At 52.4% G+C, this 8,086-nt stretch carries 5 protein-coding genes; 2 read left to right on the top strand and 3 right to left on the bottom strand.

What is annotated here, in order from left to right:
- Positions 1-312 precede the first annotated feature (312 nt).
- Entirely contained in the window at positions 313-1,266 is a 954-nt protein-coding gene (locus tag SK53_RS21200) for a nickel/cobalt transporter (RefSeq protein WP_048209968.1), read from the top strand.
- Between the two features lie 33 nt (positions 1,267-1,299).
- On the opposite strand, the gene proP is transcribed toward SK53_RS21200, so the two are convergent.
- Positions 1,300-2,802, bottom strand: coding sequence for a glycine betaine/L-proline transporter ProP (proP, locus tag SK53_RS21195; RefSeq protein ID WP_003860199.1), 1,503 nt, complete (start codon positions 2,800-2,802; stop codon positions 1,300-1,302).
- Between the two features lie 645 nt (positions 2,803-3,447).
- On the opposite strand from proP, the gene kdgT reads away from it, so the two are divergent.
- Positions 3,448-4,440, top strand: a complete 993-nt coding sequence (gene kdgT / locus SK53_RS21190) for a 2-keto-3-deoxygluconate transporter (RefSeq protein ID WP_003860201.1) — start codon at positions 3,448-3,450, stop codon at positions 4,438-4,440.
- Positions 4,441-4,475: 35 nt separating this feature from the next.
- Here kdgT and SK53_RS21185 read toward each other — a convergent pair whose 3' ends face one another.
- The gene (locus SK53_RS21185) at positions 4,476-5,354 is read right to left on the bottom strand and encodes a diguanylate cyclase regulator RdcB family protein (RefSeq protein WP_048209967.1); all 879 of its coding nucleotides are present in this window, start codon (positions 5,352-5,354) and stop codon (positions 4,476-4,478) included.
- Entirely contained in the window at positions 5,351-7,705 is a 2,355-nt protein-coding gene (gene crfC, locus SK53_RS21180; protein WP_032608264.1) for a clamp-binding protein CrfC, read from the bottom strand. The genes SK53_RS21185 and crfC overlap by 4 nt, the downstream gene beginning before the upstream one ends.
- Between the last annotated feature and the right edge of the window lie 381 nt (positions 7,706-8,086).

Raw genomic sequence — 8,086 nt, 5'->3', positions numbered from 1 at the left:
GCGAGGTGGCGTATATTACGCTTTCCTCTTTCAGAGTCAACCCTGATTTTCAGGATTTTTTCTCTTCAGCCGACCGGGTTGTTTGTGAAGTGATTCACATCCGCCGTGTCGATGGAGGCGCATTATAGGGAGTTCCCGAGCGACCGCAACAGAAAAGTTGCAAAAAAATGACTGACTGCTGTATTCCCCAGCAAAACCCCGCCTTATACCTTTTTACGCACAGACTTATCCACAATCCATTGACGATCCCGATGTGATCCAGCGATTTTAACACTATACTAGCGGCAAATATTTCTCTCGCGGGTCAACCTCATGACGACACAACGACTTCAACGTGACTGGCGTCTCCCAACCGCCGGGCTCGCCGTGCTGGTGTTACTTATGGCAGGTTTTGCACTGCATGAGCACTGGAATGCTTTTATTCAGTGGTGCCTCGCCACCCAGATCACCCTGCACCGTTATCTGGTGATGTATTTGCTGCAACTTAATAATCATCAGTACAGCGGTGGGCTGTGGTTGTTAACCGGTGCGTTTCTTTATGGTGTACTCCATGCCGTTGGACCGGGACACGGCAAATTCATCGTCACCACGTATCTCACCACCAATAAAGAGAGCCAGCTCGCGGCGCGCGTCGTACCGTTTATCGGTAGCCTGATGCAGGGCGTCAGCGCAATCGCCTTTGTCTTTATCCTGGCGGTTGGATTGAACTTCGCGTCAGGGGATATCAGCACCAGCCGTTGGTACGTCGAGAAAATCAGCGCCCTAGTGATTGCCGCCTTCGGTGCATTTATCATTTATCAGGCGCTCAGCAGCCTGCGTCCGCGCAAAATGGCGATTAGCGCCATCAAGCCGCTTCACCAGCATAATGAACATTGTGGCTGCGGCCATCACGGCGTAGGGGTGGATCTGGCTAAAAGCGGCTGGAAAACCCGTCTGGGCGTGGTGCTGGCCATAGGCGCACGCCCGTGCAGCGGGGCAATTATGATCCTGATGTTCTCGAATGCGCTCGGCATTATTAGCTGGGGGATTGCTGCTGTGATGACAATGTCGCTGGGCACGGCGCTGTCGATTATGGGGCTGTCGCTGGCAGTACGTTACGCACGTGAACGCACAGTAGCCTGGTTTGGTGGCGGCACGTCCCTGGACTGGATAATGCCGATGGTCAAAATTGCCGGAGGGGTTGTTCTGATACTGTTCGCGACGGTCCTGTTCCTGACGGTGATCCCCGTCAGCGCTGGCGGCGACTACATCGCCGCAGGATGCTAATAAAAGAAAACCCGCCAGCGGCGGGTTTTTTTATCACTCGTTAATTCTCGGATGCTGGTCAACCAGGCGAGAACGTTTTTTCTGGAGCGCCTCGATCTCTGCGTCAATATCTTCAATCTTCTGCTCTACATTATCGTAGTGCTCACGCAGGATCTCTTTCGCTTCCTGAATATCAGACGCCGCAGGCGTTGCCCCTTTCAGGGGACGATTCGCCGTCTCCTTCATGGTAATACCGGTTATCAGGCCGACCACCGCAATGACCATCAGATAGTAAGCAGGCATCATCAGGTTTTGCGTGCTCTCCACCAGTGAAGCAGCAAGTGTCGGCGTCAGGCCCGCAATCAGAACGGAGATATTAAAGGCTGCCGCCAGCGCACTGTAGCGAATATGCGTCGGGAACATTGCCGGCAGCGTAGAAGCCATCACCCCGATGAAGCAGTTAAGGATCACTGCCAGCATCAGCAGACCGGCGAAAATCAGCCCCAGCACATTGCTGTTAATCAGAATAAAGGCCGGAATTGCCAGTGCGAACAAGGCGACGCTGCCGAGAATAATGAATGGCTTACGGCCAAAGCGGTCGCTCAACAGACCCATAATCGGCTGCACAAACAGCATACCTACCATGATGGCGATAATAATCAGCACACCGTGGTCTTCCGAGTAGTGCAGGTTATGCGACAGGTAGCTCGGCATGTAGGTCAGCAGCATGTAATAGGTGACGTTGGTGGAAATCACCAGACCAATACAGGTCAGCAGGCTGCGCCAGTGTTTGGTCGCAATCTCCTTGAACGACACTTTCGGGCCATCCTGTAACCCTTCACGGTCACCCTGCTCCAGCTTTTCAACGTGCTGCTGGAACGCAGGCGTCTCTTCCAGGGCGTGACGCAGGTAAAGCCCAATGATGCCCAGCGGCAGCGCCAGGAAGAACGGAATACGCCAGCCCCAGTCAAGGAAGTTCTCTTCACCCACTACGGTTGAGATCAGAACGACAACCCCCGCGCCCATGACGAATCCGGCAATCGAACCAAAGTCCAGCCAGCTGCCCATAAAGCCGCGTTTACGGTCCGGAGAATATTCGGCGACAAAAATCGATGCACCGGTATATTCGCCGCCAACGGAGAAGCCCTGCGCCATCTTACAGATCAACAGCAGAATCGGCGCCCATATACCAATAGTCGCATACGACGGAATAAGGCCGATACAGAATGTACTTATCGACATGATGACAATGGTAATAGCCAGGATTTTCTGGCGACCATATTTATCACCCAGCATGCCGAAGAAAAGCCCACCAAGAGGGCGAATCAGGAAGGGAACGGAGAACGTACCCAGCGCGGCAATCATCTGCAAGCTGGGATCGGCACCGGGGAAGAACACTTTACCAAGTGCATAGGCCACAAAGCCGTAAACACCAAAATCGAACCACTCCATCGCATTACCGAGCGAGGCCGCTGTAATCGCTTTGCGCAGTTTCGCGTCATCAATAATGGTGACATCGCGCAGCGTGATGGGTTTTACTTTTTTCCTTCTAAGCATAGCTTTCCTCGTAGACTCAGCCCCGTCCGTTTCACAGCGCATTTTGCAAGCTGTGAACCAGAGATCCGCTCCATGCGAATCTCCTTATTCAAGCGTAGCAGGTTTACTTACATTGACGTTTTACCTCAATACAACCGAACCTGTTGACGCCTGTCTGGGCAGTTAAAGACCTTTTTACCCTACCAGCGTTTATATATGTGATCAACTTCACATATATTTTTCCTGTTCGTAAGATGCCTTCAGCTTTTGTCAATTCACGATAAGTAAGGTCATTCTCAACCCCCTTATCAAACAGATCTTAACGCCCGTTATTATTCATTCCCAAACAAAATACAATCACATTTCTTCACAGCGAATTTACACAAAATTTAATTATTAATCGTGGGCAATCCTGTTTCCATTCAATATGTGACAGAGATAACTAAAACAGTGTTTCGTTTTGATTGAATCACAATTCCAAAGATCGCATGATAAATCCGAACACGATATCTCAGCGGCTTTCAAATGAAGGAATACTGAACGCCTTAATTTCACTTTACAGCATAAGTAACGAATCGATTGGCCTCCAAAAAGGCAATCATTTGAATTTGTTGATCTATTTTTGAGATTTCCGCCAGCCACGCGGGCGAGATGTGAGGGTTAATGATGAAGATTAAAGCAACTATAGAACGCATCCCGGGCGGGATGATGCTGGTCCCGCTGGTACTTGGCGCGATATTAAATACGCTGGCCCCGAATACCGGTGCTTATTTTGGCGGTTTTACAAAAGGTATGATCACCGGAACGGTACCGATTCTGGCAGTCTGGTTCTTTTGCATCGGCGCATCTATTAACTTGCGTGCAACAGGTACGGTATTACGTAAATCAGGGACGTTGGTCATTACTAAAATTGCGGTCGCCTGGGTTGTTGCCATGATCTGTGCGATGTTCATTCCGGAGAATGGAATTCAGACTGGCTTCTTCGCCGGATTATCCGTTCTGGCCATTGTCTCAGCAATGGATATGACCAACGGCGGTCTCTATGCCAGCCTGATGAATCAATATGGCACCAAAGAAGAATCGGGCGCGTTCGTGCTGATGTCCCTGGAGTCGGGTCCACTGATGACGATGTTGATTCTGGGTTCTGCTGGCCTTGCCTCCTTTGAACTACACCATTTTGTCGGGGCGATCCTGCCGTTCCTGATTGGTTTTGCGCTGGGTAACCTCGATCACGATCTGCGCGATTTCTTCAGCAAAGCCACCCCGGTACTGATCCCGTTCTTCGGCTTCGCGTTGGGCAATACCATCAACCTGAACGTAATTCTGGAAACCGGCCTGCTGGGTATTGTGCTGGGTGTTGCCGTCATCGTCATCACGGGTATTCCGCTGATTATTGCAGACCGCGTCATCGGGGGCGGCAACGGAACCGCGGGTGTGGCCGCCTCTTCGGCCGCAGGCGCTGCGGTAGCCAACCCGGTGATTATCGCCCAGATTAACCCGGCCTTTGAACCCGTAGCCGCTTCCGCCACGGCTCTGGTTGCCGCCAGCGTGATTGTGACGGCAATTCTGGTCCCTATCATCACGGCACTGTACGCCAGACGCTTTGGGCATGTGCCTGAGTCCCGGACAGAACATGAAGCGGTAGAAATGCACCACTAACCCTTTCGCCCCCCTCTTTAAAAAGAGGGGGGCAATCACGTACCAAATATCTCTTCCACCATGCCATCCACCAGCCGTTTTGCCGAACAGAGTCTTGGCATTCCCAGCGCGACCGTTTGCCAGCTCTGCGTCACTGACCAGCTCACCGGATGTTTATCCGCCTGACACCAGTCCCCCAGCCAGCCCAGCATATCTTTATAATCAATCAGACCGGGAGAAGCGGGCGTCGTCAGCCACTGATGGTAAAAATGCCGGGTGGTGGGAGAAGCATTAATCTCCTGTGCCAGATAATTTGCGGCCATGCTGCGCAGGTTATCTTTCAGCATGGCCGCCACATCACTATTCGCCAGACGACAGGCATCGCCAAACGCCCCCCAGCGCAACTCTTCCAGCACGATAAAGCAGCGGCCAGCCAGCGACCAGCCGTCATACTGCCCGGCTCGCCAGCGGGTAAAAATTTGCTCGCTGTGCTCACCCGCCTGAACCGTAAGGCCGCGCTGCGCGAGCGCTTTCTCTTTATAGGCGGCACGCTGGTTGAAATGTGCGGAGAGCTCCTCGTACTGTTGCAACAATCCGGGAGGTTGAGGGAGGCGTGGATTCACCTGCTGGCGCAGGGCTACCAGCCTGTCGGACATACGGGTCAGCGCAAGGTGTCCGGGGTCGAGCATACCGGCAAGTTTCTCCGCCAGACCCAGCCGCAGTGCTGCATTTTCGTTGAGCATTCCCGCCATTGCCCACGGCCGCAGCCGGGTCTGCGTAATGATCTCCTGCGTCAAACGCTCACGAAATTGTAGTTGCTGTGGCCCCAGGAGAGCGTGACGTGCAGCATCCGCCCCCTGGACCAAATCGACCATAAATTTTGGATGAATACACTCCAGCGTCCGCCCGGGACCGTCCAGTAGCTGTGTTGTCATGGTTGCTCTGCCGCGAATAAGGTTTGAATATCATCGCGTAACAGGCGGGTATCTTCCTGAATCCACGCCGCAGTGGTCATACTTTGCTTCAACAACTGGCTAAGCGCCCGGGTTGAATGCTCATTCTGCTGCCGAACGGCAAGGCTATCACGCAAGCTTTCCTGTAACCCGGTCAGGCACAACGAAAACTCTGCAAAGAACGTTGCCATACCTGCCGTAACAGAGACATCGACCTGCGCGGCCAAAGCTTTACGAATTTGATCGCAAAACTGATCGGTATGTTGCGTAAATTTGCCATGAAGCTGAGCGATATCGATGACATAGCGTGTGCGCGTCACGACATACTCCTCCCAGCCCCAGCCGGGATTATTGAGCCAGCGCGAGACGGTATTACGTACGCTGCCTGCCCCTGCTGGCTGACTGGCGGGAGGGGTGTCCTGCACAATGGCATCATTAAATAACCCGCGCGTATTGAAATTAAGCTGGTTTGCCTGAAACGCCGGGAAGCTAATCCGCGCCCGAAATCCGGCATGACTGAGCTGTTCCTTAATTCGCGTCTCGATGGGTCGCATCGCCTCATTCAACGATCGGGCGAGCGTAGACTCCAGCTGATCGAAGCGTAACGCCAGCTCCCGGCCAATTCTGCTCTGCGCATTCAGCATAATCTGCTCGCATGACGATCGGATCTTGCTCAGGACAATCTGCGCCTGCCCTTCATCGTCAAGCACCAGCTGCTGGATCGCATCCGCGTCGTCTTCACGCAAACTGGATGGCTCGCGGCCTGCTAAGTCAAGAATAGACGGGCGGCTAAAAATGTCGCCCAGCGCCTGGTGAAGTTCATCTTTCTGGCGAAGCAGAAAAGCATCCGTTGCGTTGAGCGCCTCTTCAACTTCATGCTGGACCTCATCGCTCACCACGCTCTGCCGCTGACGCAGCATCGTCATATCTTCTTCCAGGCGCGCAATATTCAGCTCCAGCTCATCAAAAGCGACCGTCAGTCCCTGATGGCGAAAGTCCAGGTATTCTCTGGCATTTTGCGCATAGTTCAGCAGCTTATGCGATGCCGACCGTAAAGCGAACAGTGAGGCGTTGGCGTAAGCCGCGTAAATCAGTTTGCGGATGGGCTGTTCGAACAGCGAATCCTCCCACAGCAGATCCGCCGCATGGCGAATATGGTCAATATCGTCCAGGTCGGCCGTTCGCCAGCGGCGGCCCAGCGCGGCCTCGGCAAAATCCTGTACCCAACGCTGATCCTGATGATCGGGAAGGCGCCCATGGACGTTCATCTCATAGCGGGCGCGGTTTGCCAGATAGGCCCACATGGAAGAGACCGGATAAATTTGCCCCGGAGAAATATTCCCTTTCATCAGCGTGCCGGAAATCATCGCCCGCACTTGCTCTTCATCGTCGCTGTTACGATCTTTCTGATCGAATTTGTTGACCAGGGCGTAAAGCGGCACGGATTTCCCGGCAGCCGAAATTGCCTGACGAACCTCAGCATCAGAAATGGATTTAAGCTGGGTGTAGTCCATCACCGCCAGAACGGCGGAGGCGCGCGCCAACTGCTCATTGAGCATTTTTTGCAGGTGCGGCTGACCGGCCTCGTTCGGCCCCGGCGTGTCGAGCAGCGTCAGTTGTCCCAGGTGCGCATCCAGACCGGCGAGATGCACAAACTCCACCTCAATCACCGGAATATGTTCAATCGCGGCATACTCAGAGAACGGAAACTCCACGCCCAGCGCCTGAGAAAGCCGCACCAGATCGTTCAGGCTTTTCAGACAATGAAAGATGGGCTCCGCGCCCAGGTGATGTTTTTCAAACGCCTCACCTCTTTCTATGCGCTCCAGCAGCGTATTCATGTCCTTGTCGATTTCCAGACGCCGCGCCAGCTTGCCGCGATCTTTATCGCACAGTTTTTTCTGCAACTGGGTAATCAGGGTATCGATGGGCGAAACGTGCAAAAAATGCAGCACCGGCTCCTTCTGGCCCGGCGTATGGCGGATCAGCGTGGGAAGCGCCGTCATCGGACGATTGCGGTTCGGCAGCACTTCCGTGCCCACAATCGCATTAATGGTGGTCGATTTTCCCGCTTTCATGGTACCCACAATCGCCAGTACCATTTCGAGGCGGGTTATTTTGCGTAATTCATTATTCAGCATCGCCTGCTGAGCGTCGACACCTCGTGCGCTAAAATGCAATGGCAAAACGTTGTTATTAACGCCGCTCATGGCAGCGGTTGTGCTATCCAGTTTTGCAATCGGCATAGATTTTAATGAATCAAGATTGTTCAGAGCGAGCTGTAACAAACGTTCAGCTTCCTGGCTTAATTCAAATATGGTCTGTGTGTGCATGATAAAAGCCTTCCCTTAACGCAAATTTATTACTTTTATTAAGCCACGATGTTTTAATTATACTTTTCAGGCTTATATGATCACGTATGGAAAACATGTTCATTTAATACAACTAACTGAAGATAATGAGAATTTAAAACCCACCCTCGTAATACGTGTAAAACATCCCCTGGCCAGAAAGCCAAAAGTGAATAGACAAAACGCATTTTCAGGAAACATCAGGATATATCATCGTTATTTACCCACCAAAAAAGAGAGGTATTCCCTGACGCCAAAAGATGTATGTCGTCAGAGGAGGGTAGATAAATAACGGCTTGTTCCTTCACCTTATCCGAAATGGCACAGCGTAGCAATTTGCTGTAATAAAATATTCGATACATT

It is taken from the genome of Enterobacter sp. MGH119 (assembly GCF_001037675.1).
Lineage (GTDB): Bacteria > Pseudomonadota > Gammaproteobacteria > Enterobacterales > Enterobacteriaceae > Enterobacter > Enterobacter hormaechei_C.
Note: the sequence above shows the minus strand (reverse complement) of the source record. Positions and strands in the feature narration are given on the sequence as shown.